This is a genomic window from Streptomyces sp. NBC_01429, assembly GCF_036231945.1.
Lineage (GTDB): Bacteria > Actinomycetota > Actinomycetes > Streptomycetales > Streptomycetaceae > Streptomyces.
The window spans coordinates 5268789-5294629 of sequence record NZ_CP109599.1 but is presented as its reverse complement, the minus strand read 5'-3'; the positions used below and the strand labels follow the sequence as shown (position 1 = coordinate 5294629).

At 70.5% G+C, this 25841-nt stretch carries 21 protein-coding genes; 5 read left to right on the top strand and 16 right to left on the bottom strand.

Annotated elements, in window-relative coordinates:
* Positions 1-600, bottom strand: coding sequence for a DUF4291 domain-containing protein (locus tag OG627_RS23315; RefSeq protein WP_329068114.1), 600 nt, complete (start codon positions 598-600; stop codon positions 1-3).
* Positions 601-735: 135 nt separating this feature from the next.
* A complete protein-coding gene (locus OG627_RS23310) occupies positions 736-1146 on the bottom strand; it encodes an organic hydroperoxide resistance protein (RefSeq protein WP_329068112.1) in 411 nt (136 codons plus the stop codon).
* Between the two features lie 113 nt (positions 1147-1259).
* Between OG627_RS23310 and OG627_RS23305 the strand changes: the two genes are divergently transcribed.
* Entirely contained in the window at positions 1260-1751 is a 492-nt protein-coding gene (locus OG627_RS23305) for a MarR family winged helix-turn-helix transcriptional regulator (protein WP_329068110.1), read from the top strand.
* Positions 1752-1844: 93 nt separating this feature from the next.
* On the opposite strand, the gene OG627_RS23300 is transcribed toward OG627_RS23305, so the two are convergent.
* From OG627_RS23300 to iolC, 7 genes are all read right to left on the bottom strand, one after another.
* Positions 1845-2033, bottom strand: a complete 189-nt coding sequence (locus OG627_RS23300; protein ID WP_329068108.1) for a YegP family protein — start codon at positions 2031-2033, stop codon at positions 1845-1847.
* Positions 2034-2173: 140 nt separating this feature from the next.
* Positions 2174-4015, bottom strand: a complete 1842-nt coding sequence (asnB, locus tag OG627_RS23295; protein WP_329068106.1) for an asparagine synthase (glutamine-hydrolyzing) — start codon at positions 4013-4015, stop codon at positions 2174-2176.
* Between the two features lie 390 nt (positions 4016-4405).
* Positions 4406-5905, bottom strand: coding sequence for a CoA-acylating methylmalonate-semialdehyde dehydrogenase (mmsA, locus tag OG627_RS23290; protein ID WP_329068105.1), 1500 nt, complete (start codon positions 5903-5905; stop codon positions 4406-4408).
* Between the two features lie 12 nt (positions 5906-5917).
* Positions 5918-7978, bottom strand: coding sequence for a 3D-(3,5/4)-trihydroxycyclohexane-1,2-dione acylhydrolase (decyclizing) (iolD, locus tag OG627_RS23285; protein ID WP_329068103.1), 2061 nt, complete (start codon positions 7976-7978; stop codon positions 5918-5920).
* Positions 7975-8913 carry a 5-deoxy-glucuronate isomerase gene (iolB, locus tag OG627_RS23280; protein ID WP_329068101.1) on the bottom strand — a complete coding sequence of 313 codons (939 nt, stop codon included), beginning with the start codon at positions 8911-8913 and terminating at the stop codon, positions 7975-7977. Before iolB ends, iolD begins: the two co-directional genes overlap by 4 nt.
* Before the next feature lie 16 nt (positions 8914-8929).
* The gene (locus tag OG627_RS23275) at positions 8930-9823 is read right to left on the bottom strand and encodes a Cgl0159 family (beta/alpha)8-fold protein (RefSeq protein WP_329068098.1); all 894 of its coding nucleotides are present in this window, start codon (positions 9821-9823) and stop codon (positions 8930-8932) included.
* The gene (iolC, locus tag OG627_RS23270; protein ID WP_329068096.1) at positions 9820-10875 is read right to left on the bottom strand and encodes a 5-dehydro-2-deoxygluconokinase; all 1056 of its coding nucleotides are present in this window, start codon (positions 10873-10875) and stop codon (positions 9820-9822) included. The genes OG627_RS23275 and iolC overlap by 4 nt, the downstream gene beginning before the upstream one ends.
* 219 nt (positions 10876-11094) lie before the next feature.
* On the opposite strand from iolC, the gene OG627_RS23265 reads away from it, so the two are divergent.
* Positions 11095-12006: a sugar phosphate isomerase/epimerase family protein gene (locus OG627_RS23265; protein ID WP_329068094.1), complete on the top strand. Its 912-nt coding sequence runs from the start codon at positions 11095-11097 to the stop codon at positions 12004-12006.
* A gap of 155 nt (positions 12007-12161) precedes the next feature.
* On the opposite strand, the gene OG627_RS23260 is transcribed toward OG627_RS23265, so the two are convergent.
* Positions 12162-14462, bottom strand: coding sequence for an MMPL family transporter (locus OG627_RS23260; RefSeq protein ID WP_329068093.1), 2301 nt, complete (start codon positions 14460-14462; stop codon positions 12162-12164).
* 141 nt (positions 14463-14603) lie between these two features.
* Between OG627_RS23260 and OG627_RS23255 the strand changes: the two genes are divergently transcribed.
* Together OG627_RS23255 and OG627_RS23250 are read left to right on the top strand one after the other, a co-directional pair.
* Positions 14604-15245: a TetR/AcrR family transcriptional regulator gene (locus OG627_RS23255; RefSeq protein ID WP_329068091.1), complete on the top strand. Its 642-nt coding sequence runs from the start codon at positions 14604-14606 to the stop codon at positions 15243-15245.
* Positions 15246-15453: 208 nt separating this feature from the next.
* Positions 15454-15768 carry a heavy-metal-associated domain-containing protein gene (locus OG627_RS23250; protein WP_329068089.1) on the top strand — a complete coding sequence of 105 codons (315 nt, stop codon included), beginning with the start codon at positions 15454-15456 and terminating at the stop codon, positions 15766-15768.
* Between the two features lie 511 nt (positions 15769-16279).
* Here OG627_RS23250 and OG627_RS23245 read toward each other — a convergent pair.
* From OG627_RS23245 to OG627_RS23235, 3 genes are all read right to left on the bottom strand, one after another.
* Positions 16280-17578: a citrate synthase gene (locus OG627_RS23245; protein ID WP_329068087.1), complete on the bottom strand. Its 1299-nt coding sequence runs from the start codon at positions 17576-17578 to the stop codon at positions 16280-16282.
* A gap of 166 nt (positions 17579-17744) precedes the next feature.
* Positions 17745-19964, bottom strand: a complete 2220-nt coding sequence (gene recD2, locus OG627_RS23240) for an SF1B family DNA helicase RecD2 (protein WP_329068085.1) — start codon at positions 19962-19964, stop codon at positions 17745-17747.
* A 234-nt stretch (positions 19965-20198) separates the two neighbouring features.
* Positions 20199-21509 carry an MFS transporter gene (locus tag OG627_RS23235; protein WP_329068083.1) on the bottom strand — a complete coding sequence of 437 codons (1311 nt, stop codon included), beginning with the start codon at positions 21507-21509 and terminating at the stop codon, positions 20199-20201.
* 70 nt (positions 21510-21579) lie between these two features.
* Here OG627_RS23235 and OG627_RS23230 point away from each other — a divergent pair, with 70 nt between their 5' ends.
* Positions 21580-22605 carry a GlxA family transcriptional regulator gene (locus OG627_RS23230; RefSeq protein WP_329068081.1) on the top strand — a complete coding sequence of 342 codons (1026 nt, stop codon included), beginning with the start codon at positions 21580-21582 and terminating at the stop codon, positions 22603-22605.
* Here OG627_RS23230 and OG627_RS23225 read toward each other — a convergent pair.
* Genes OG627_RS23225 through OG627_RS23215 form a run of 3 tightly spaced genes read right to left on the bottom strand, consistent with a single transcriptional unit; the run spans position 22574 to position 25718 of the window.
* Entirely contained in the window at positions 22574-23365 is a 792-nt protein-coding gene (locus tag OG627_RS23225; protein WP_329072899.1) for a sugar phosphate isomerase/epimerase family protein, read from the bottom strand. The two genes, OG627_RS23230 and OG627_RS23225, sit on opposite strands and share 32 nt — an antisense overlap.
* Before the next feature lie 41 nt (positions 23366-23406).
* A complete protein-coding gene (locus tag OG627_RS23220) occupies positions 23407-24570 on the bottom strand; it encodes a dihydrodipicolinate synthase family protein (RefSeq protein ID WP_329068079.1) in 1164 nt (387 codons plus the stop codon).
* A complete protein-coding gene (locus OG627_RS23215) occupies positions 24567-25718 on the bottom strand; it encodes a Gfo/Idh/MocA family protein (RefSeq protein WP_329068077.1) in 1152 nt (383 codons plus the stop codon). Before OG627_RS23215 ends, OG627_RS23220 begins: the two co-directional genes overlap by 4 nt.
* Positions 25719-25841: the final 123 nt, after the last annotated feature.

Genomic DNA, 25841 nt, shown 5'->3' with positions numbered 1-25841 from the left:
TCAGGCGGGTAACACTCCGGCCGCCACCGCCACCGCCACCGCCGGGTACTCCGTCTCCTCGGGGAGCAGCGCCGCCGCCGCATCCATGTCCCCCTCCCGTACGGCAGCGTGCACCCGGTGCGCGAGCGGTGTCACGTCCCGTACGGACACGGTCCACTCGTCCGCGTACCGCCGCGCCGCCTCGCCCGTCAGGCCCAGTTGGAGCGAGCGGAAGGGCAGCGGATTGAGGTGGAGGTCGCGTTCCGGATCCCACTGCACCCGCGCCGGGGCCTGCCTCAACTCCCGCTTCCAGGAAGCCCGGTCGGCGTGGACCGAGGGCGCGTAGTGGGAGAGGCAGGCGTTCCGCAGCGCCCAGTCGAAGCCGGGGCGGCTGATCTCCACGGCCAGGACGGTCGTCTGGCCTTCCTTGGTGCCCCAGCCGCTGCGGTACATCATCCACAGGAACGAGGGCTTGATCCACGTCATGCGGTCCCGCTTCCACGCGGCGGGGAAGCGGCCGTCGCGGGCGGCGGGGATGCCTATCTCGGGCGGGTAGGCCTGGTAGACGGTGAGGGTGGACCCGGTGTGGAGTGCGCGGATCCGGTGCTTCGGTTCTGACATGGCCCCAGGGTGCTGCCGGCCGTGCCCGTCCGCCAGCGATTAACGGCCCGGCGCTCCCCGTCCGGGGCGCCGGGCCGTCAGTGCGTCACGCCGTCACGCCGTCAGTGCGTCACGCCGTCACGGGCAGCCGGTCGGTCACTCGACCACCAGGTCGACCTGGATGTTGCCGCGCGTCGCCTTCGAGTACGGGCAGACCTGGTGGGCCTGCTTGACGAGGAGGTCGCCGGTCTCGCCCGTGAGCGAGTCCGGCAGCTCCACGCGCAGGGTGACGGCGAGGCCGAAGCTCTCGCCGTCCTTGCCGATGCCGACCTCGGCCGTCACCGAGACCTCGCTGGTGTCGACCTTCGCCTGGCGGCCGACCAGGCCGAGCGCGCTGGCGAAGCACGCGGCGTATCCGGCGGCGAAGAGCTGCTCCGGGTTGGTGCCCTCGCCGTTGCCGCCCAGCGCCGGCGGCATGGCCAGCGGAAGGTCCAGCTGTCCGTCGGAGCTGACGGCCCGTCCCTCGCGGCCGTTGGCAGTGGCCACAGCGGTGTACAGCGCGTCCATCGAAACCATCCCTCTCATCCGGGTCGGGCGGTGTGCTCCGCCGTCATGAAGAATAACATCACACAATTAAATTGTGCGCAACTGAATTGTGTCCGGCGAGCTATCCTGAGTCCATGACCGCCACACCGACGACGCCGCCGTCACCCCCCGACGAGGACTTCCTCCGCCTGGACCAGCAGATCTGCTTCTCCCTGCACGCCGCGTCGCGCGCGTTCGGCGGCGTCTACCGCGTACTCCTCAAGGACCTCGGGCTCACCTACCCCCAGTACCTGGTCATGCTGGTGCTGTGGGAGCGCGGCCCGCTCCCCGTGAAGGACCTGGGCGAGGCGTTGCGGCTCGACTCGGGGACCCTGTCTCCCCTGCTCAAGCGGCTGGAGGCGGCCGGACTGCTGCGCCGCGAGCGCAGCACGCGCGACGAGCGGTCGGTCCACATCCACCTCACGGAGGAGGGCACGGCGCTGCGCGAGCGCGCCCGGTCCGTACCGCGCCGTATCGCGGCGGCCACCGGGTGCGATCTCCAGGAGATCAACGATCTGCGCGCCCGTCTCGACGCGCTCACCCGCAGGCTGGACGAGGCGGACCTCACCTCCTCCGTACCGAGCTGACCCGCCGCTCACGGTGTCGCGCCCGGTCCAGGCGCCGGACCGGGCGCCGGACCGGACGCTGAGCAGCGCGCTCCCTCGGCCGGAGGGGGGCTGCTACTTCCCCGTTTCGAGGTCCTTCACGGGCGCCTCCGACGCGTTCGCCTTCACCGAGGCGATGCCCTTCTCGGCCGACGCCTTGCTGTTGTACGCCTCGCCGACGGCGATGATCTCGCCGTTGCCGGCCTTGAGGCGGAAGCGGTGCTTGCCGGCCTTGTCCTGGTACAGCTCGAAGTGGCCTGCCATTGGGTCATCCCTTTCTCGTACGGACCCCCTGCCATATAAACCACCCGCAGCGAGGGACCGCCTCGATCTGTGGGCCCGTCCGTGGCTCTGCTTCACCCCATTGCCCGCACGCGGGCCACCGCCGGACCGCCGCGCCCGCATCAGGTCAGCGAGATCTCCGGGTCGTACAGGTCCAGCCAGAGCGCGAGGTCCAGCGTGCGTTCCATGCCGCGCCGGGAGGCGGTGCTGTTCTGCGGGGTGTCGCGTTCCGTGACGTGCTTGACCCTGGCCGCGTCCACCAGGTCGAAGACCCGGTGCGAGGGGTCGGCGAGCAGTTCCCTGGTCTGCTCCCGAAGGGCGGCGGCGTACCGGGGGTCCTGTGTCGAGGGGTACGGGCTCTTCTCGCGGTCGTACACCGACTGCGGCAGCACGTCGGCCGTCGCCTCGCGCAGCAGACTCTTCTCCCGGCCGTCGAAGGACTTGACGGACCACGGGGCGTTGTACACGTACTCGACCAGCCGGTGGTCGCAGAACGGCACCCGCACCTCCAGGCCCACCGCCATGCTGGCGCGGTCCTTGCGGTCCAGCAGCACCTGGACGAAGCGGGTCAGGTGGAGGTGGCAGATCTTCCGCATCCCGTACTCGAAGTCGCTCTCGCCGCTCAGCCGCCCGATGCCGGCGACGGCCGCCGCGTAGCTGTCGCGGCGGAAGGCCGGCAGGTCCATCCTCCGGCGCAGCTCCGGGTGCAGCACCCCCACGTCGTCGCCGAAGTGCTCGTCGAAGTGGACGAGCCAGGGGAACGTGTCGGCCTTCCTGGCGGCCTCGTCGAAGAACTGGAAGTAGCCGCCGAAGATCTCGTCCGCCGACTCCCCCGAGAGCGCGACGGTCGAGTGCTCCCGGACCGCCTTGAAGAGCAGGAAGAGGGAGGAGTCCATGTCCCCGAGCCCCATGGGGAGGTCGCGGGCCGTGATCATCCTCCGGCGCACCTCGGGGTCGGCGAGGGCGAGGGAGTCGAGCAGGATGTCCTGGTGCTCCGTGCCCGAGGCGCGTACGACGTCGTGGACGAAGGGGGTGTCGGTGGTGGCGCGGAAGTCGTCGGCGACGAAGTGCTCCGTCCGGCCGACGAAGTCGACGGAGAAGCTGCGTACGGTCTCCCCGGTCCCGGCCAGCTGCCGCGCGGCCAGCGCCGTCATGGCGGAGGAGTCGAGCCCGCCGGACAGCAGGGTGCAGCGCGGCACGTCGGCCACCAGCTGGCGGCGCACGATGTCGTCGAGGAGGGTCCGGACGTGCGCGATCGAGGTGGCCCGGTCGTCCGGGTGGGCCCGGGTCTCCAGGGACCAGTAGACGCGTCGGCGCAGGCCGTCGCGGTCGACGGTGACGACGGTGCCGGGCTCGACCTCGTGCATCCCGTCCCACACCCCGTGGCCGGGCGTTTTGACGAAGGCGAACAGTTCGCGCAGGCCGTCGAGGCGGACGCGGGCACGGGCGAGCGGGTTGGCGAGGATCGCCTTGGGCTCGGAGCCGAACAGCACGCCGTCGGCGGTCCGATAGTAGGAGAATGGCTTGATTCCCATCCGGTCCCGGACCATCACCAGCTTGCGGTGCCGGCCGTCCCAGATCGCGAACGCGTACATCCCGTTCAGCCGTTCGGGCAGCGCCTCGCCCCACTCCAGATAGCCGCGCAGGACGACTTCCGTATCGGAGTCGGTACGGAACCGGTGGCCCCTGCCGGTGAGTTCGCTGCGCAGCTCGGTGAAGTTGTACGTCTCGCCGGAGTAGACGAGCGCGAGGGTGCCCTCGGGGGTGTCGAGCGTCATCGGCTGCCGTCCGCCGGGCAGGTCGATGACGGCGAGCCGGCGGTGGCCGAGCGCGACGGGGCCGTCGGTCCAGGTCCCGCGGTCGTCGGGGCCGCGGCAGGACATCGTCTCCGTCATCGCGTCCAGCGTGTGGGACGCGGATCGCAGGTCGCGGTCGAAGGAGACCCAGCCGGTGATGCCACACATGTGTGTCCTCCTGCTTCCGACCCAGACCGAGCGCAGGTCAGAGGCCATGGACAGGAAATGGATCCACGACAGGACGGGGCAACGGGCCGGATCAGTCGTATCCAGCGTCTATTGAGCGAACGCGCGTCGTACGGCCGCGAGCCACGGTCGCGAGCTGAGGCGGCGCGGTGCGACGTGCGAACGGTCAACGCCCCGATGACGCCGACGGTTACGCGGCCCGCCGATTTCGGCCGACTTCCCGGCGCGGGAACGTGCGTTCCCGCGCGGCCGGACAGCACGGCGGCCCGTACAGCACCAAGTGCCGTACGGGCCGCGGGCGAGGAGGAACGGAGGGCGAGCGGAGGCAGAAAGCCGTCCCCCGGGGATCCCCCGGTGGTCCCCCGGGGGTGCTCAGTGGTTGCGCGGGAAGCCCAGGTCGACCCCGGCGGGCGCGTCGGACGGGTCGGGCCAGCGGGTGGTGACGACCTTGCCCCGGGTGTAGAAGTGCACGCCGTCGTTGCCGTAGATGTGGTGGTCCCCGAAGAGGGAGTCCTTCCAGCCGCCGAAGGAGTGGTAGCCGACGGGGACGGGGATCGGCACGTTCACGCCGACCATGCCGGCCTCGATCTCCAGTTGGAAGCGGCGGGCGGCGCCGCCGTCGCGGGTGAAGATGGCCGTACCGTTGCCGAACGGCGAGGCGTTGATCAGATCGACGCCCTCCTCGTACGTCTCCGTACGGAGCACGCAGAGCACCGGGCCGAAGATCTCGTCGCGGTAGGCGTCGGAGTCGGTGGAGACCTTGTCCAGCAGGGACAGGCCGATCCAGTGGCCGTCCTCGTGGCCCTCGACCGTGTATCCCGTGCCGTCCAGGACGACTTCGGCGCCCTGGGCCGCAGCGCCGGTGACATACCCGGCGACCTTGTCGCGGTGGGCCTTGGTGATGAGCGGGCCCATCTCGGAGGCGGGGTCGCTGCCGGGGCCGATCTTGATCTTCTCCGCGCGCTCGCGGATCTTGGCGACCAGTTCGTCGGCGACGGCGCCGACCGCCACCACCGCCGAGATCGCCATGCAGCGCTCCCCCGCCGAGCCGTACGCCGCCGAGACCGCCGCGTCCGCCGCCGCGTCGAGGTCGGCGTCCGGCAGGACCAGCATGTGGTTCTTGGCGCCGCCGAGGGCCTGCACGCGCTTGCCGTTGGCCGAGGCCGTCGTGTGGATGTAGCGGGCGATCGGCGTGGAGCCGACGAAGGAGACCGCCGCCACGTCCGGGTGCGCGAGCAGCGCGTCCACCGCGACCTTGTCGCCGTGCACGACGTTGAGCACGCCGTCGGGCAGTCCGGCCTCCGACGCCAGCTCCGCCAGCAGGTTGGCCGCCGACGGGTCCTTCTCGCTGGGCTTGAGTACGAAGGTGTTCCCGCACGCGACGGCCAGCGGGAACATCCACATCGGCACCATCGCCGGGAAGTTGAACGGCGTGATGCCGGCGACGACGCCCAGCGGCTGGCGGATCGAGGAGACATCGACCCGGCTGGAGACCTGGGTGGACAGCTCTCCCTTGAGCTGGGTGGTGATCCCGCAGGCCAGCTCGACGATTTCGAGGCCGCGCGCGACCTCGCCCAGCGCGTCCGAGTGCACCTTGCCGTGCTCGGCGGTGATCAGCGCGGCGATGTCGTCACGGCGCGCGTCGAGCAGCGCGCGGTAGCGGAAGAGGACCGCCGTGCGCTGGGCGAGGGACGAGGTGCCCCAGGTCGCGTACGCGGCCTTCGCCGCGGAGACCGCGCTGTCCACCTCCTCGGTGGAGGCGAGGGCGACCTGGGTGGTGACCGCGCCCGTCGCCGGGTCGGTGACCGGCCCCCAGTTGCCCGACGCGCCCTCGACGCTCTTGCCACCGATCCAGTGATTGACGGTCTTCATTCTTCTTCTCCCTCACAGATGGCGGCGACGGGCTGCGGCGAACCGTTCGTACTCCTCGCGGGCCGAGACGGCGGGCGTACGGGTCGCGGTCTCGGCCACGGGAACATCCCACCACGCCTGGGCCGGCGGGACGCCCGACACTGTGTCTGCCGTTTCGGTCTCCACGTAGACACATGTGGGGGCGTCGGAGGCGCGCGCCCGCGTCAGGGCTTCGCGCAGGTCATCGACGGTCCTGGCGCGGATCATCCGCATGCCGAGCGAGGCGGCGTTGGCCGCGAGGTCGACGGGCAGCGGGGCGCCGGTGTACGTGGCGTCGGCGGCGCGGAACCGGTAGGCCGTGCCGAAGCGTTCGGCGCCGACCGACTCGGACAGGCCGCCGATGCTGGCGTAGCCGTGGTTCTGGAGGATCACGACATTGACCGGCAGTCCTTCCTGGACCGCCGTGACGATCTCGGTGGGGTTCATCAGATACGTACCGTCGCCGACGAGCGCCCAGACCGGCCGGTCCGGGGCCGCGAGCTGGACCCCGATGGCCGCCGGGATCTCGTATCCCATGCAGGAGTAGCCGTATTCGACGTGGTACTGGTCGCGCGAGCGGGCCCGCCACAGCTTGTGGAGATCGCCCGGGAGCGATCCGGCGGCGTTGATGAGGATGTCCTCGTCGGTGACGAGTCCGTCGAGGACCCCGAGGACCTGTGCCTGGGTGGGGCGTCCGGAACCCCCGTCGCCGTCCCGGTCCTTCTCCCGATCCTTCTCCCGGTCCTTCTCCCGGTCCTTCTCCCCGTCCCTCTTCCTGCCCTTCTCCTCGTCCGCCGTGCCCTTCTCCGCTCCGGCGAACGCGGCCCGCACGCGCTCTTCCCAACGGGCCTTGCCCTCGCGGAATTCGGCGGTGTAGGCGGGGTCGACACGGTGGCCGGCGAGTCCGGCGGTGAGCTGCTCCAAGGCGGTACGGGCGTCCGCCACCAGAGGGTGGGCGGCGAGTTTGTGGGCGTCGAAGCCGGTGACGTTCAGGTTGAGGAAGCGGACGGCGGGATGCTGGAAGAGCGTGGCGGAGGCGGTCGAGAAGTCGGACCAGCGCGTGCCGACGCCGATCACCAGGTCCGCCGTCCTGGCCAGGTCGTCAGCGGTGGCGGTGCCGGTGTGGCCGATGCCGCCGACATCGGCGGGATGGTCGTGACGCAGGGACCCCTTTCCCGCCTGGGTGGAGGCGACCGGAAGGCCGGTCGCCTCGGCGAACGCGGCCAGCGCCTCCTCGGCCGCGCTGTAGTGGACTCCGCCGCCCGCGACGAGCAGGGGGCGGCGCGCTTCCCGTACCAGCCGTACCGCGTCGGCGAGTTCGTCAGGGTCCGGGGCCTGCCGCCGGACCCGCCAGACCCGCTCGGCGAAGAACTCCTCCGGCCAGTCGTACGCCTCCGCCTGCACGTCCTGCGGCAGGGCGAGGGTGACGGCGCCGGTCTCGGCCGGGTCGCTGAGCACGCGCATCGCGGCCAGCGCGGCCGGGATCAGCGCCTCGGGACGGGTGACGCGGTCGAAGTACGCGGAGACGGGCCGCAGCGCGTCGTTGACGGACACGTCCCCGGCGGAACGCACTTCGAGCTGCTGAAGCACCGGATCGGCGGGGCGGGTGGCGAAGGTGTCACCGGGGAGCAGCAGCACGGGGAGGCGGTTGACGGTGGCGAGCGCGGCGCCGGTGACGAGGTTGGTGGCGCCGGGGCCGATGGAGGTGGTCACGGCGTGGGCGGAGAGCCGGTTGCTCTGGCGGGCGTAGCCGACGGCCGCGTGGACCATGGACTGTTCGTTGCGTCCCTGCAAGTACCGCATGTCGTCGGCGGCCTCCACAAGGGCTTGGCCGATACCCGCCACGTTGCCGTGCCCGAAGATGCCCCAGGTGGCGTTGATCAGCCGCTGTCTGCGGCCGTCGCGCTCGGTGTACTGCCGGGAGAGGAAGCGGATCAGCGCCTGGGCGACGGTGAGGCGGCGCGTGGTCGGGCGGGTGGCCGGGCGGGTGCCCTCGACGGTGGCGGTGCCGGGGCCAGCGGGGTCGGCAGGGCCGGGGCCGGTGTCGGCGGTCATCGCGCGCTCGCCTCCGCTCCGTACAACGGCAGCCTCGGATCGACGGCGAGCGCGGGCCAGGTGTCCCTGATCCAGCCGTGCTCGGGATGGTCCCGGATCAGCCACTCCCGGGACCGCCCGGGGCCCGCCATCACGTTGAGGTAGTACATGTCGCGGCCGGGCGGGGCGATGGACGGGCCGTGCCAGCCGTCCGGGATGAGGACGGTGTCACCCGTACGGACCTCGGCGAGGACGTCCGTGCCGCCGGGGCGGGACGGCGAGACGCGGTGGTAGCCGACGCCGCCGTCCTCGATCTCGAAGTAGTAGATCTCCTCCAGCTCGGACTCGACGCCGGGGTGGTGCTCGTCGTGCTTGTGCGGCGGGTACGAGGACCAGTTGCCGCCGGGGGTCAGCACCTCGACCGCGATGAGCCGGTCGCACTCGAAGACTCCGGCCGCGCCGAAGTTGTTGACCTGCCGGGAGCAGTCGCCCGCGCCCCGCAGCTCGACGGGAACCTCCGGCGCGGGGCCGTAGCGAGCGGGGAGCTTTCGCTCGCACTTCGCTCCTGCCAGGGCGAAACGGCCTCCCGCGCCGGAGGCGATCTGTGCATGGGCGTCGCGCGGTAGATAGGCGAAGTCGGTGACTCCGCCGAAAACGCTTTCCCTGCCCAGCAGTTCAAAGGATTCACCTTGGGTGTGCACCGTGCAACCACCGGTGAGCGGAAGCACGATCCACTCACTGTCCCCCGTGTCCAGCGAGTGGTCGGCACCGGGGGCGAGTTCCAGCACGCGCAGGCTGCTGTGCGACCAGCCGGCCCGTGCGGGGTCGATGTCGAGCGCGTAGGGCCCGGCGGCGGAGGCGCCTGCGGGCACGTACCCCTCGTACGGTTTCCCGTCGTACGGCTTCCCCCCGTACTTCCCCTCGTACGGCTTCTGGTTCTGTCGGTCGGTTGTCATGAGGTCTCCGTACCCTTCAGAGCAGTCCCACTGCCGTGTCGACTGCCCCGGCCACGTCCCCGTCCGCCGGATAGAGCAGTGAGCGGCCCACGACGAGCCCCTGGACGGTGGGCAGCCGCAGCGCCGTGCGCCATTTCTCGTACGCGCCTTCCTGGTCGTCCCCGATCTCGCCGCCCAGCAGGACGGCCGGCAGGGTCGAGGTCTCCATCACCCGCGCCATATCGTCGGGGTCCCGGGTGACGGGAACCTTCAGCCAGGTGTACGCCGAGGTGCCGCCGAGCCCCGAGGCGACGGCGATCGAACGCGTCACGGCCTCCGCGCTCAGGTCGGTACGGAGGCGGCCCTCGACGCGGCGGCACAGGAACGGCTCGACGAAGAGCGGCAGCCGGCGCTCCGCCATGGCGTCGACGGCGCGGGCCGCCGTGTGGAGGGTGTCGAGGGAGCCGGGGTCGTCGTAGTCGATACGGAGCAGCAGTTTGCCCGCGTCGAAGCCGAGCCGGGCGAGGTCTTCGGGGCGGTGTCCGGTGAACCTGTCGTCCAGTTCGAAGGAGGCGCCGGCGAGGCCGCCCCGGTTCATGGAGCCGACGACGACGCGGTCCTCCAGAGCGCCGAGGAGCAGCAGGTCGTCGAGGATGTCGGCGGTGGCCAGGACGCCGTCGACGCCGGGGCGCGACAGGGCCAGGCAGAGCCGCTCCAGCAGGTCGTGACGGTTGGCCATGGCCAGCGGGCTGTCGCCGACGGCGAGGGCGCCGCGCGCCGGGTGGTCGGCGGCGATGATCATCAAACGGCCGGTGGACCCGCCGGTGGAACGCAGCAGGGGCCGCCGGACGCGGCGGGCGGCGGCCTCGGCGACCGCCTCGGGGTGGTGGGCCCGGAGCCGGACCAGCTCGGTCACGTCGACGCGGCTCACCGGAGGCTCCCGGTGTCCTGCTCCGGGACGCGGCCGGCCGCGAGGACTTCGGCGACCTCACTGTCGTACGGCATGGCGGAGGAGCAGGCGAGCCGGCCGGCGACGAGGGCGCCCGCCGCGTTGGCGTACCGCATGAGGCGCTCCAGCTCCCAGCCGGCGAGCAGCCCGTGGCAGAGGGCGCCGCCGAACGCGTCCCCGGCGCCGAGTCCGTTGACGACCTCGACGGGTACGGGCGGCACTTCGGCCCGTGTGCCGTCCCGGTGGAGGGCGAGCACACCCTTGGGGCCCTGTTTGACCACGGCCAGCTCCACCCCGGCGGCCAGCAGCGCCCGCGCGGCGGCTTCGGGGTCGCGCTCGCCGACGGCCACCTCGCACTCGTCCAGGTTTCCGACGGCGACGGTGGCGTGCCGCAGGGCCCGCGCGTACAGCTCGCGCGGGTCGGGGGTGTCAGGACCGGCGCCGGTGGGGGTGGGATCTGTGGGGGGCGATGTACCGGCGGGATCGGCCGTGGGGGCGGGCCGTTCGGGCCAGAACATCGGGCGCCAGTCGAGGTCGAAGACGGTGATCCCGGATTTGGCGCGCGCCTCCAGGGCGGCGAACGTGGCGGAGCGGCTGGGTTCCACGCAGAGGCCGGTACCGGTCATCCAGAAGATCCGGGCCGACCTGATCGCGTCGAAGTCCAGTTCGTGCGGGTGGATCTCCAGGTCGGGGGCCTTGGGCTGCCGGTAGAAGTAGAGCGGGAAGTCGTCCGGGGGAAAGACCTCGCAGAAGGTGACCGGGGTCGGATACCGCTCGACGCCGGTCACCCAGCGGTCGTCGACCTCGAACTCGCCCAGCGCCTGGTGGACGTACTCGCCGAAGGCGTCCTGGCCGGTACGGCTGATGACGGCGGCCCGGCGCCCCAGCCTGGCGGACGCCACGGCGACGTTCGTCGCGGAGCCGCCGAGGAACTTGCCGAAGGTCTCGACCTGGGCCAGCGGCACCCCGATCCGCAAGGGATAGAGGTCGACGCCGATCCGCCCCATGGTGATCACGTCGTACGGCGCAGACATACGTGTCCCTTCGGATTCGACGGCCGGCCCCTGACCCGGACCGGGGTCCGGTACAACCGCGCACGGTCCGGTGCCGACGCCAGTGCCGGTGCTGTTGCCGACGCCAGTGCCAGTGCCGGGCACAACCTTGCTGCTCCCGCCGGAGCCCTGTCAACATTTTGTCCTTACATCCGGACGAAGGCTTGACACTCTTTCCGGACGGCCGGAAAGCTGACCGGTATGACGTCCTCCGTGCCCACGTTGAGCCGTATCCGGGTCGGGTCGGCCCCCGACTCCTGGGGTGTGTGGTTTCCCGACGACCCCCAGCAGGTCCCCTGGCAGCGCTTCCTCGACGAGGTCGCCGAGGCCGGTTACGAGTGGATCGAGCTGGGCCCCTACGGCTATCTGCCGTCCGACCCCGAGCAGTTGCGCGAGGAGACCGCCCGGCGCGGGCTGAAGGTCTCCGCCGGAACGGTCTTCACCGGGCTGCACCACGGGCCCGCCGTCTGGGAGAAGACCTGGGAGCACGTCGCGGACATCGCCGCGCTCACCCGGGCGATGGGCGCGGAGCATCTGGTGGTGATCCCGTCCTTCTGGCGGGACGACAAGAGCGGCGAGGTCCTGGAGGACCGCACGCTCACCGCTGAGCAGTGGCGTGATCTGACGGTCCAGACCGAGCGACTCGGCCGCGAGGTCCGGGACCGGTACGGGCTGGGCATCGTCGTCCACCCGCATGCCGACACCCATATCGACAGCGAGGAGAACGTCAGCCGTTTCCTCGACGCGACCGATCCCGAGCTGGTCTCGCTCTGTCTGGACACCGGGCACTACGCCTACTGCGGCGGCGACAGCGTCAAGCTGATCGAGACCTACGGGGAACGGATCGGCTACCTCCATCTCAAGCAGGTGGACCCGGAGATCCTGGCGGATGTCGTGGCCGACGAGGTGCCGTTCGGACCGGCCGTCGGGCGCGGCGTGATGTGCGAGCCGCCGGCCGGGGTTCCCGCGCTGGAGCCGGTCCTGGCGGCGGCGCAGCGGCTGGACGTGGATCTGTTCGCCATCGTCGAGCAGGACATGTATCCCTGCCCGCCCGACAAGCCGCTGCCCATCGCCACCCGCACCCGCCGCTTCCTGCGCGGCTGCGGCGCGTAACGGCGGCTGCCCTCCACCCGCCGCCCGGACGGGACCGCGCGGGCGGCGCCCCGTACGGTACGGAGCGCTGCCCCGTACCGTACGGCGCCCGTCCCGCGCCTGGTCCGCACTGTCGGACCGGCGTCTTCAGACCCCGGCCGTCGGATCTCCCGTCGTCAGACGCCCGCCCGGTCACGGTCGGAGTCCCGGCCGGAGTCCTGGCCGGAGTCCTGGCCGGAGTCCTGGCCGGAGTCCTGATCCGGTGCGCGGACCGCAGGGTCCTCGTGCCCCTCGGGGGCGGGCTTCGACTCGCCCTCGCTCAGGCCGAACCGGTCGTGGAAGCGGCGCAGCGGCCCCGGCGCCCACCAGGTCGCCTTCCCCGTCAGCTTCATCACGGAGGGGACCAGCAGGCTGCGGACCACCATCGCGTCCATGAGTACGGCCAGGGCGAGTCCGAGGCCCAGCATCTTGGTGTTGGTCACCCGTGAGGTGCCTATCGCCACCATGACGACGGCGAGGATCACTGCGGCGGCGGTGATCAGTCCCCCGGTCTTGCGGACCCCGAAGGCCACCGCGTCCTCGTGGTCGCCGCTTCGCTCGTACTCCTCCTTGATCCGGGAGAGCAGGAAGACCCCGTAGTCCATGGAGAGTCCGAAGGCGACACAGAACATCACGACCGGCACGGTCGTCTCGATGTCTCCGGTGGAGGTGAAGCCGAGCAGTCCGGAGAGGTGGCCGTCCTGGAAGACCCAGACCATGGCGCCGAACATGGCGGTGAGACTCAGCGCGTTGAGCACGACCGCCTGGATCGGTATCAGCACGCTGCCGGTGAGCAGGAAGACCAGCACCAGGGTGACCACCATGATGATGGCCAGCGCCCAGGGCAGCCGGTCGGCGATGGCGCCCTTGGAGTCGACCAGCATGGCGGCGGTGCCGGTCACCGAGGTGTCGAACGGGGCGGGTTCCGCCCGGATGTCCCGGACGAGCTGCTGGGTGTCCGGTCCGACCGCCTCTCCCTTCGGCAGCACGGTGAAGTATCCGTGCGCGCCGGAGGTGACCGGCCCGTCGACCCGGAGCACATCCGGCAGGGCCGCTATCCGGGCGCGGTAGTCGGCGTACTGGGAGTCGGTGGCCGCGCCCTCCGTGAACACTTCCAGTCCGCCGCCGGGGTTGCCGGGGAAGCCGTCCCGGATCTCTTCCTGAACCATCCGGGAGTCGGCGCTCGCGGGAAGCTGCCGGTAGTCGGCGGTGCCGAACCTGGCCCCGAGGAAGGGCAGTCCGAGCAGGACGAGGACGGCGGTCGTGCCGAGGGCGAAGAACGGGGCCCTGCGCATCACGAGTTTGGCCATGCGCCCCCAGCCGGCCCCCTCCTCGACGGACTCGGACGGCTCCGTCGCCGCTGATGTGCGCCGTCCGCGGCGCAGCAGCTGACGCAGGTCCAGGGCGTTGACCCGGGGGCCCAGCAGCATCAGCGCGGCCGGCAGCAGAATCAGGGCGGCCGCCGCGGCCAGCAGGACCACCGCTATCCCGGCGTAGGCGAAGGAGCGCAGGAAGTACTGAGGGAAGACCATCATCGCGGCCAGCGACACCGCCACGGTCAGCGCCGAGAACAGCACCGTGCGCCCGGCGGTGCGCAGCGTGGTCCCCAGGGCGTCCCGCACCTCCGCGCCCCCGGCCAGCTCCTCGCGGAATCTGCGCACGATGAACAGGGCGTAGTCGATGGCCAGTCCGAGTCCGAGGGCCGTGGTGAGGTTCTGCGCGAAGATCGAGACATCGGTGAATTCGGTGAGCCCGCGCAGCACCGCGTTCGTCCCCAGGATGGCGACGATGCCGACGCCCAGGGGCAGCAGGGCGGCGATCGCGCTGCCGAAGACCATCACCAGCAGGACCAGCGTGACCGGCAGAGCGATCATCTCGGCCCGCAGCAGGTCCTCCTGGATGATCTCCTGCATATCGTGCTGGACGGCGATGGGACCGCCGACCGCGACCTCCAGCGACCCTTGTGTGCCGCTGAATTCGGGGGCTATCCGGTCCAGGACCGCCGCAGCGTCCTTCTCGTCGCCCTGGATCCTCGCCGCGATCAGTGCTTCCCGCCCGTCCTCGGCGCGCAGCGCGGGAGCCTTGGTCTGCCAGTAGGACCCGACTCCGGTGATGCCCTTCTCGGCCGCGAGCCGCGCGGTGAGCCGCTCGGCCTCGGCGGCCACGGCGGGGTCGTCGACGCTCCGGCTTCCGCTGTCGACCAGGAGCAGCAGATTGGGCTGGGAGGCGGGGAACTCACGTTCCAGGGCCTGGGTCGCGTAGGTCGACTCGGCGTCCGGATCCGCCCAGCCTCCGCTGCCCATGCGATCGGCGACGCCGCTTCCCGCGAACACGGCGAGAGCCGTGATGACCAGGGTGACCAGCAGGGAAAGCCTCGGGCGCGCGGTGACGAACCGGGTCCAGCCCCCTAGACGTGACCCCGTGTTGACTTCGGACATCGTGCGGTGTCCCCTTCACCGTGACCCGTTGCGCGGGTCGGCCATTGTCATAGAATTGAAAACACGAGCGACCGCTCGCATAACAAGAATGCGAGTGACCACTCGTATTTGTCAACCGATCCAGGAAAGCCGGGGACCGACATGCCGGAGGAGAAGAGCGGCGGCGACACATCGACGGTCAAACCGCGCCGCCGCCAGGCACGCGGTGAGCGCCGGATCGCCCAGCTCCTGGAAGCCGCCGCCAACGTCTTCTGCACCACCGGCTACGCGGCGGCGAGCACCAACTCCATCGCCCGGGAGGCGGGCGTCTCCCCCGGCACGCTCTACCAGTTCTTCCCGAACAAGGAAGCCATCGCCATCGAGCTGGGCGATCACCTCGTCACGCGCTGGCACACCACCTACGGGGAAGCGCTCACGCAGGCCCATCTGGAACTGCCCCTGGGCGAGCTGCTGGACGCGGTCCTCGACCCACTGATCCAGTTCAACCTCGAGAACCCGGCGTTCGCCGTCCTGATGCAGGGCTCCGACATCCCCGGCAAAGTCACGCTGGAGCACGAGAATCTGCACACCTCCGCGCTCGCGCGGGTCGGGGAGATCCTCAGCGGCCATCTCCCCGACGCCGAGGAGGCCGACGTCAGCCGGATCGCGCGGATGACGTTCTCCATCTTCAAGGGCGGACTGAGCCTGATCCTCGCCGCCGGACCCGAGGAGCGGGACGCGTACAGCGCCGAGCTGAAAACGGTCCTGCACCGCTACCTCGACCCGCTCATCGGATGCCCCTGAGGCCCCGGCCGAACAGCGACGGAACAACGGCGGATCGACCAAGAGACTGGCGCGGGACGACGACGGGGCGGACGGACTCCCGGGATTCGATTCCATACCCCCTAGGGGTACAGTCGGGGATGCGTCAGGGAATCACGGCATCCGTACGCCCCTGACGAACCATGGAAGGCGCCCCAAACGCGCCAAAATCCCCGACGAGGAGAACGCCATGACCGCCGAGACGAAGAGCCAGACCGCCGAGGCCGCCGGTTCCTGCTGCTCCCCCACCGGCTCCTGCCACGATGCCGCCACGACCGACGACCGGACGGGCGGGATCACCACGGTCTACCAGGTCACCGGCATGACCTGCGGCCACTGCGAGGGAGCCGTCACCGGCGAGATCTCCGGCATCGAGGGCGTCGTCTCCGTCCAGGCCGTGGCCGCGACCGGCGAGGTGACCGTCGTGTCACAGGCACCGCTGGACGAGGCCGCCGTGCGCGCCGCCGTGGACGAGGCGGGGTACGAGCTGACGGCCCGGTCCTGACCCGACCGCGCGATCCCAGGTCAAGCCCGGCCTACCCCTCCGTTAACCTGGTTACCACCTTGTTCCACCTTCGGTCCTCCACATGACCCACAAGTCCTTCACAAGGAGATCTAGATCACATAGATTGTGGGGTAACCATTAGGCCATCTCGCGTGTCTAAGAGGACGATGCCAGAAGAACGTCTTGGGGGACGTTCGATGGGATCGCAGGGGATGTCTTGGGGGACATCCCAGGCAAGCGATTGGCCGGGGCACGTGCACGGGGAGCTTTGAGCGGCCCTCCCGTACGTACCCCGGTCCGACCGCGCGAGTAGCCGTTCTGGTTACGGCAGACGCCCGGCCCGGATCCCGTGGGGGGAATCCGCTCCGGGGATATGGAAAGCGCCCCGCTCGCCGACCCGTGGGGGGATCGGTGGGCGGGGCGCTTTTCGCCGTCCACGGCGAGGTGCGACCGTACGACGGGGGGCGACCCAGGGCCGGCCGCGCGGAGCGCGACCGGCATCAGCTCGGTGTCAGCGGCCTTCGACCGGCACGAAGTCGCGCAGGACCTCGCCGGTGTAGATCTGGCGCGGGCGGCCGATGCGGGAGCCGGGCTCCTTGATCATCTCGTGCCACTGGGCGATCCAGCCGGGCAGCCGGCCGAGCGCGAACAGCACGGTGAACATCTCGGTCGGGAAGCCCATCGCCCGGTAGATCAGACCGGTGTAGAAGTCCACGTTCGGGTAGAGCTTGCGCTCGACGAAGTAGTCGTCGGCCAGCGCGTGCTCTTCGAGCTTGAGCGCGATGTCGAGCAGCTCGTCGGACTTGCCGAGCGCCGAGAGGACATCGTGCGCCGCCGCCTTGATGATCTTCGCCCGGGGGTCGAAGTTCTTGTAGACGCGGTGCCCGAAGCCCATGAGCTTCACGCCGTCTTCCTTGTTCTTCACCTTGCGGATGAAGGTGTCGACATCGCCGCCGGACGCCTGGATGCCTTCGAGCATCTCCAGCACCGACTGGTTGGCGCCACCGTGCAGCGGGCCCCACAGGGCGCTGATGCCGGCGGAGATCGAGGCGAACATGTTCGCCTGCGAGGAGCCGACCAGCCGCACGGTGGAGGTCGAACAGTTCTGCTCGTGGTCCGCGTGCAGGATGAGCAGCTTGTCGAGCGCGGAGACCACGACCGGGTCCGGCTCGTACTCCTGCGCGGGGACCGAGAAGGTCATCCGCAGGAAGTTCTCCACGTACCCGAGGTCGTTGCGCGGGTAGACGAAGGGGTGGCCGATCGACTTCTTGTACGCGTACGCCGCGATCGTCGGCAGCTTGGCGAGCAGCCGGATCGTGGAGAGATGACGCTGCTTCTCGTCGAACGGGTTGTGACTGTCCTGGTAGAACGTCGAGAGCGCGCTGACCACGGAGGACAGCATCGCCATCGGGTGGGCGTCGCGCGGGAAGCCGTCGTAGAACCGCTTGACGTCCTCGTGCAGCAGCGTGTGCTGGGTGATCTCGTTCTTGAACGTGGCCAGCTCGTCGACCGTCGGCAGCTCGCCGTTGATCAGCAGATACGCCACCTCGACGAAGCTGGAGGACTCCGCCAGCTGCTCGATCGGGTAGCCGCGATAACGCAGGATGCCCTGTTCGCCGTCGAGATAGGTGATCGCGGACTTGTAGGCGGCGGTATTGCCGTAGCCACTGTCCAGAGTCACCAGACCGGTCTGAGAACGGAGCTTCCCGATGTCGAAGCCCGTATCGCCGACGGTGCTGTCGATCACCGGATAGGTGTACTCGCCGTCGCCGTACCGCAGTACTACCGCGTTGTCGCGTTTCTCGCTCACGTCATCCCTCACCGACGTAGTGCCTCTTCTTCGAGGTGCCCTGACTGTCTCTACCATCCCCCATTTGGCTCAGGAGAGTGCACTCGGGGTCGGCCATTAGGCCTTTTGGCGGCACTCAGTGCCGCCAACCTGCTCATCCTGCCCCGTTCGCCCCAGTTGTGGGAAGTCACGGTGCCGAAAGTCCCATGAGCCTGTGGTCGAGAGCCGTGCAGCGCCTACCCGCCGAAACGGTACGTACCGCCTGGCCTATGGCTTTTCTGGAGCCGACCAGGACAACGAGCTTCTTGGCGCGGGTCACCGCCGTGTAGAGCAGGTTGCGCTGGAGCATCATCCAGGCGCCGGTGGTGACCGGGATGACCACGGCCGGGTACTCGCTGCCCTGGGAGCGGTGAATGGTCACGGCGTACGCGTGGGCCAGCTCGTCCAGCTCGTCGAAGTCGTACGGCACCTCCTCGTCCTCGTCCGTCAGCACCGTCAGCCGCTGGTCGTCGGTGTTGAGCGCGGTGACGACACCCACCGTGCCGTTGAAGACCCCGTTCTCCCCCTTCTCATAGTTGTTGCGGATCTGGGTGACCTTGTCGCCGACGCGGAAGACCCGGCCGCCGAGCCGCTTCTCGGGGAGGTCGGGTCTGCCGGGGGTGATGGCCTGCTGGAGCAGCCCGTTGAGCGCGCCCGCGCCGGCCGGCCCCCGGTGCATCGGCGCCAGGACCTGGACGTCACGGCGCGGGTCCAGACCGAATTTGGCGGGAATCCGCCGCGCGGCGACATCGACCGTGACCCGCCCGGCGTCCTCCGTCTCGTCCTCCACGAACAGGAAGAAGTCCGAGAGTCCCTCGGTGAGGGGATGCACCCCGGAGTTGATGCGGTGCGCGTTGGTCACCACCCCGGACTGCTGCGCCTGCCGGAAGATCCGGGTGAGTCTGACCCTCGGCACCGGGCCGCCCTCGGCGAGCAGATCGCGCAGCACCTCGCCCGCCCCGACCGACGGAAGCTGGTCGACGTCCCCGACCAGAAGCAGATGCGCACCCGGTGCCACCGCCTTGACCAGCTTGTTGGCCAGCAGCAGATCCAGCATCGACGCCTCGTCGACCACCACCAGATCGGCGTCCAGCGGCCGGTCCCTGTCGTACGCGGCGTCTCCGCCCGGCCGCAGCTCCAGCAGCCGGTGGACGGTGGACGCCTCCGCTCCGGTCAGCTCGGCCAGCCGCTTGGCCGCCCGCCCGGTGGGGGCCGCCAGGACGACCTTGGCCTTCTTGGCCCGCGCCAGCTCGACGATCGAACGGACCGTGAAGGACTTTCCGCAGCCGGGGCCGCCGGTCAGCACGGCGACCTTCTCGGTGAGCGCGAGCCGCACCGCATCCCGCTGCTCGGGAGCCAGCTCAGCGCCCGTGCGCCCCGCCAGCCAGCTCAGCGCCTTGTCCCAGGCCACGTCCCGGAAGGCCGGCATCCGGTCCTCGCCGGTGCGCAGCAGCCGCAGCACCTGGGCGGAGAGCGACAGCTCCGCCCGATGGAACGGAACCAGGTAGACGGCGGTGACCTGCTCGACTCCGTCCGGTCCCGGGACCTTCTCCTTGACGACCCCCTCGTCCTCGGCCGCCAGCTCGGCGAGGCACTCGATGACCAGACCCATGTCCACCTGGAGCAGCTTGACCGCGTCCGAGATGAGCTGCTCCTCGGGGAGGTAGCAGTGCCCCTGGTCGGTGGATTGCGACAGCGCGTACTGAAGTCCCGCCTTGACGCGCTCCGGACTGTCGTGCGGGATACCTACGGCCTGGGCGATCCGGTCGGCGGTGAGGAATCCGATGCCCCAGACCTCGGCCGCGAGCCGGTACGGCTCGCCCTTGACGACCGAGATCGAGCCGTCCCCGTACTTCTTGTAGATGCGCACGGCGATGGAGGTGGAGACGCCGACTCCCTGGAGGAAGATCATCACTTCTTTGATGGCCTTCTGTTCCTCCCAGGCGGCTCCGATCATTTTGGTCCGCTTGGGGCCGAGACCGGGGACCTCCACGAGCCGCTTCGGCTCGTTCTCGATGATGTCGAGGGTGTCGACGCCGAAGTGGGTGGTGATCCGGTCGGCCATCACCGGACCGATCCCCTTGATGAGCCCCGAGCCGAGGTAGCGGCGGATGCCCTGGATCGTGGCGGGCAGGACCGTGGTGTAGTTCTCCACCGTGAACTGCTTGCCGTACTGGGGATGCGATCCCCAGCGCCCCTCCATGCGCAGCGACTCGCCGGGCTGCGCGCCGAGCAGTGAGCCGACCACGGTGAGGAGATCTCCGCCACGGCCGGTGTCGACCCGGGCGACCGTGTACCCGTTCTCCTCGTTGGCGTAGGTGATGCGCTCAAGGACGGCTTCGAGCACGGCCATCGCTGGATTGGACATGCTCAGACGCTACCGCCCGGCTCCGACATCACGGCGGGCCTGTGGACAACTCCGGCTCCGCACGGGGCGGGTGCGGCGCCGCCCGCGCACTGATCGGGGCCCGGTCCGCCGGACCGGGCCCCGCACGCTCCCCCCTCCAACAGAGCCTTCCAATCCCCCCGGATTCATCCCCCGAAAGCCCTGTTGACGTATACGACTCACGTCACCCCGGAAGGGTTGCACGGTTCCGCAGAGTTATTTTTTTCGTCCGCCGCAGGGGCTCGCGCGGACGGCCGGCGCCATCAGCGCGGCTACCGCGCACAGGGCTCCGGAGCCCACCCACACCGGGTCGTACGTGCCGAAGACGTCCCGTACGAGGCCGCCGAGACCGGCCATCAGACCGGCGCCGATCTGGTGCGCGGCGCTGACCCAGCCGAAGACGATCGCGCTGTCCGCGCCGTAGCGCTCCCGGCAGAGCGCGATGACCGGCGGCACGGTCGCGACGTCGAGCACCCCGAAGAAGACCGCGAACAGCACCAGGGAGGCACCGGCCGTGCCGCTCATCAGCGCGGGCAGCAGCACGAGGGAGAGTCCGCGCAGGACGAAGCAGCCCGCGAGAAGCCGTCTCGGGTCGCACCGGTCGGTCAGCCAGCCGGAACCGACCGTTCCGACGATGTTGAAGACACCGATCAGAGCGAGCAGGGTGGAGGCGGTGGTCGCGGACATGCCGTGGTCGTGCGCGGCCGGTACGAAGTGGCTCCACAGGATGCCGTTGGTGGAGGCGCCGCACACCGCGAAGACCCCGGCGAGCAGCCAGAACGGGGCCGTCCGCGCGGCACCGAGCAGCACGCGTACGGTACGGCGGCCCGCGCCCCGGGGCGGCGCCGGGCGCGGTACGAACTCCGTCCCGCCGTAAGGCTTCAGCCCGGCGTCCGCCGGGTGGTCGCGCAGGAGCAGCAGCGCCAGCGGCAGTACGGCAAGCGCGGCGAGCGCCGCCGTCACCAGGGCCGGGCGCCAGCCGTGCCGTTCGGTGACCCAGGAGAGCACCGGGAGGAAGACGAACTGTCCGAAGACCCCGGCCGCGGTGAGCACACCGGTGACCAGGCCGCGTGCCCGGACGAACCAGCGCTGGCTGACCGTCGCCGCGAACGTCGCCGCCGTCGCGCCGCTGCCGAGGCCGACGAACAGCCCCCAGCAGAGCACGAACTGCCAGGACGCGGTCATGACGGTGGTCAGCAGCGCGCCCGTAGCGACCAGCCCCAGGGCCACCGAAGCGACATGGCGCAGCCCGAACCGGTCCATCAGCGCCGCGGCGAACGGGGCGGTCAGCCCGTACAGCACCATGTTCACGGAGACGGCGACACCCACGGTGGCGCGCGACCAGCCGAATGTGGTGTGGAGGGGGCCGACCAGCACTCCGGACAGGGTGGTGAGCGCGCCGGCCACGACGATCGCGAGCGCGGCGCTGCCGGCGACCCACCAGGCGGGATGCACGCGCGCGTGGGGCGCTTCCCGGGACGCGGTGGGTCGACGGGGTCCGGCCGGTGTCCTCGTGGTGGGGAGCATGTCCCGACCGTGCGGTAACCGCTCCTTCCGATCGAGTTGCCCGATGGCCAGGACGGGCAAGATTCGGGCCATGGCCGCTTTTCCCGCGCACGACCGCGCTCCCGACCGCCACCGTGTCGCCGTTCTCGTCCGCCCCGGTCTGCTCCCGATCGAGCTGGGCATCGTCCACCAGCTGTTCGGCCGGGCCGAGTCCGCCGCGGGCGCACCGCTGTACACGGTCCTGACCTGCACACTCGTCCCGGGTGCCGTCCGGACGGCCGCTGATGTCACCATCAATGTGGAGCACGGGCCCGAGCTGCTGTCCGAGGCGGATACGGTGATCGTGACGGCTTCCGACGAGGACTACACCCCGGCGGACGGCAGGCTGAGCCCGCCGCTCGCCGCCGCGCTGGCCGGGATCCGGGGCGGCGCCCGGCTCGCGTCCATCTGTACCGGCTCGTTCGTCCTGGCGGCGGCCGGGCTGCTCAAGGGACGGCGGGCGACGACGCACTGGAAGTCGTGCGACCGGTTCCGGGAGCTGCATCCCGACGTACGTCTCGATCCCGACGTCCTCTTTACGGAGGACGGCGACATCCTCACCTCCGCGGGCGTCGCCTCCGGGGTCGATCTGTGTCTGCACATGATCCGTTCCGACCACGGGGTGGCGGTCGCGAACGCGGTGGCCCGTACGACGGTCGTACCGCCGCACCGGGACGGCGGCCAGGCCCAGTACATCCGCCGCCCGGTGCCCGAGCCCGCGGTGTCCTCCACGGGCGCGGCCAGGGCCTGGGCGCTGGACCATCTGGAACAGCCGCTGCCACTGCGGGAGCTGGCCGCGCTGGAGTCCATGAGCGTCCGCACGTTCACCCGGCGCTTCCGGGAGGAGGTCGGGCTCTCCCCCGCGCAGTGGCTGATCCGTCAGCGCGTGGAACGCGCCCGCCAACTGCTGGAGGAGAGCGACCTCCCGGTCGACCGCGTGGCCGCCAACGCGGGTTTCGGCACGGTGGTCTCGCTGCGCCACCATCTCCGGACGGTGACGGGGGTGACCCCGACGGCGTACCGGAGGACGTTCGGCGGCCCCGGCCCTACAGCGCGTGGGCGAGATACCGCCGGGTGACCTCCGTGAGCAGTTCGACGCCGTCCCCCGCCCAGAGGTCGTCGTTGAACAGCTCCACCTCGATGGCGCCCGTGTAGCCCGCCGCGTCGACCCGTTCCCGCCAGGCGCGCATGTCGATCGCGCCGTCGCCGATCTGGCCGCGGCCGTTCAGCACCCCGGCCGGAAGCGGGGTGATCCAGTCGGCCAGCTGGAAGGTGAAGATCCGCTCCGCCGCGCGCGCGACGGCCGCGGGGGCCCGGTCGTCCCACCAGATGTGGTAGGTGTCCACGGCCACCCCGACCTGGTCGGCGGGGAAGCGTTCCGCCAGGTCGAGCGCCTGGTCGAGGGTGGAGACCACACAGCGGTCGGACGCGAACATCGGGTGCAGCGGCTCGATCGCCAGCCTGACGCCCTGCCGCGCCCCGTACGGCGCCAGCTCGGCCAACGCGTCCGCGATGCGCTCACGGGCCCCGTGCAGGTCCTTGTCGCCCTCGGGAAGGCCCCCGGAGACCAGCACCAGAGTGTCCGTGCCGAGCGCGGCCGCCTCGTCGATGGCGGCGCGGTTGTCGTCGAGCGCCTCCTTACGGAGGGTGGGATCGACGGCGGTCAGGAACCCGCCCCGGCACAGCGTGGTGACCGTGAGGCCCGCGTCGCGCACGAGCCGGGCCGCGGCCTCGACTCCGTACGCCCGGACGGGTTCGCGCCACAGTCCGACGCCCGGTACGCCGAGGCGTACGCAGGTCTCGGTCAGCTCGGGCAGCGACAGCTGCTTGACGGTCATCTGGTTGATGCTGAAGCGCGTCAGGTCGCCCGCGATATCGGTCACTGGTCGACTCCGTACACGGTGAGCAGGGACGTCATCCGGGTCGTGGCCAGCGCCGGGTCGGGGAACAGGCCGAGGCCGTCGGCCAGTTCGTACGCCCGCGCGAGATGCGGCAGGGAGCGGGCCGACTGGAGGCCGCCGACCATGGTGAAGTGGTCCTGGTGGCCGGCCAGCCAGGCGAGGAACACCACGCCCGTCTTGTAGAAGCGCGTGGGCGTCTTGAAGAGGTGCCGGGACAGCTCGACGGTGGGGTCGAGGAGGGCGCGGAAGCCCTTCGTGTCGCCCGTGTCCAGGACCCGTACGGCTTCGGCCGCCAGCGGCCCCAGCGGGTCGAAGATGCCGAGCAGCGCGTGGCTGAAGCCCTGCTCGTCGCCCGCGATCAGTTCGGGATAGTTGAAGTCATCACCGGTGTAGCAGCGCACGCCCTTCGGCAGCCGCCGGCGCAGCGCGATCTCACGGTCCGCGTCGAGCAGCGAGATCTTGATGCCGTCGACCTTGTCGGGGTGTTCGGAGATGACCTGGAGGAACGTCTCGGTGGCCGCGTCGAGATCCGCGCTGCCCCAGTAACTGTCCAGCGCCGGGTCGAACATCGGGCCGAGCCAGTGCAGAACGACCGGTTCCGAGGACTGCCGCAGCAGGTGGGCGTAGAGGCCGAGGTAGTCGTCCGGGGTCGTCGCGGCGGCGGCGAGGGCGCGGGAGGCCATCAGGATGGCCTGCGAGCCGCTCTCCTCCACGAGGGACAGCTGCTCCTCGTACGCGGCGCGGACGTCGGCCAGGGAGTGCGTTCCCGGGGCCAGCTGGTCGGTGCCCACACCGCAGGCGATCCGGCCGCCGACCGCCTTCGCCTCGGCGGCGGAGCGGCGGATCAGCTCGGCGGCGCCCGCCCAGTCCAGGCCCATCCCGCGCTGCGCGGTGTCCATGGCCTCGGCGACCCCGAGACCGTGCGACCACAGGTGCCTGCGGAAGGCGAGGGTGGCGTCCCAGTCGACGGCGGCGGGCGCGTCAGGGCTGATGTCGGCGTACGGGTCGGCGACCACGTGGGCGGCGGAGAAGACCGTACGGGAGGCGAGCGGCGCACCGCCCGTGCCGAACCGGGCCGGCTCGGCACGGGGGGTGTACGCGCGCGTGCCGCCGCCCGGGGAAGGCAGCCGGAGGGCGGTCACAGCGTCAGCTCCGGCACGTCGAAGCGGCGGCCCTCCACCGAGGAGCGCAGCCCCAGCTCGGCCAGCTGGACGCCGCGCGCGCCCGCGAGAAGGTCCCACTGGTAGGGCTCGTCGAGCACGACATGGCGCAGGAACAGCTCCCACTGCGCCTTGAAGCCGTTGTCGAACTCGGTGTTGTCCGGCACTTCCTGCCACTGGTCGCGGAAGGACTCGGTGACGGGCAGATCGGGGTTCCAGACCGGCTTGGGTGTGGCGCTGCGGTGCTGGACGCGGCAGTTGCGCAGCCCGGCGACGGCGGATCCGTGGGTGCCGTCGACCTGGAACTCGACCAGCTCGTCGCGGTTGACGCGGACGGCCCAGGAGGAGTTGATCTGGGCGACGGCGCCGCCGTCCAGTTCGAAGATCCCGTACGCCGCGTCGTCCGCCGTCGCGGCGTACGGCTTGCCCTGCTCGTCCCAGCGCCGCGGAATGTGCGTGGTGACGTGCGCCTGGACGCTCAGGACCCGCCCGAACAGCTCGTGCAGGACGTACTCCCAGTGCGGGAACATGTCGACGACGATGCCGCCGCCGTCCTCCGAACGGTAGTTCCAGGAGGGGCGCTGCGCGTCCTGCCAGTCGCCCTCGAAGACCCAGTAGCCGAACTCTCCCCGTACGGAGAGGATCTCGCCGAAGAAGCCACCGTCGATGAGGCGCTTGAGCTTGAGCAGGCCCGGCAGGAAGATCTTGTCCTGTACGACGCCGTGCTTGATCCCGGCGGTGCGGGCCAACCGGGCCAGCTGGAGGGCGCCTTCGAGGTCGGTCGCGGTCGGCTTCTCGGTGTAGATGTGCTTTCCGGCGTCGATCGCCTTCTTGATGGCTTCGACGCGGGCCGAGGTGACCTGCGCGTCGAAGTAGATGTCGATCGTGTCGTCCGCCAGGACGGCGTCCAGGTCGGTGGACCATTCGGTCAGACCGTGGCGCTCGGCGATCTCCTTGAGGGCGTGGTCGCGGCGGCCGATGAGGACGGGCTCGGGCCAGAGCACCTCGCCACCGCCGAGATCCACTCCGCCTTGTTCGCGGATCGCGAGGACGGAACGGAGCAGATGCTGCCGGTATCCCATCCGTCCCGTGACGCCGTTCATGGCGATCCGCACTGTCCTTCGTGTCACGAAAATCCCTCCATACAGCCGTAGCAAGCGCTTTCTATTCGGTAAGAAGCTAGCCTGCGACAGCGGCCCGGACAAGTGCCGCGCCGCGATCTCCCTCTCGATCCCACCCGTACCCCCTCGGAA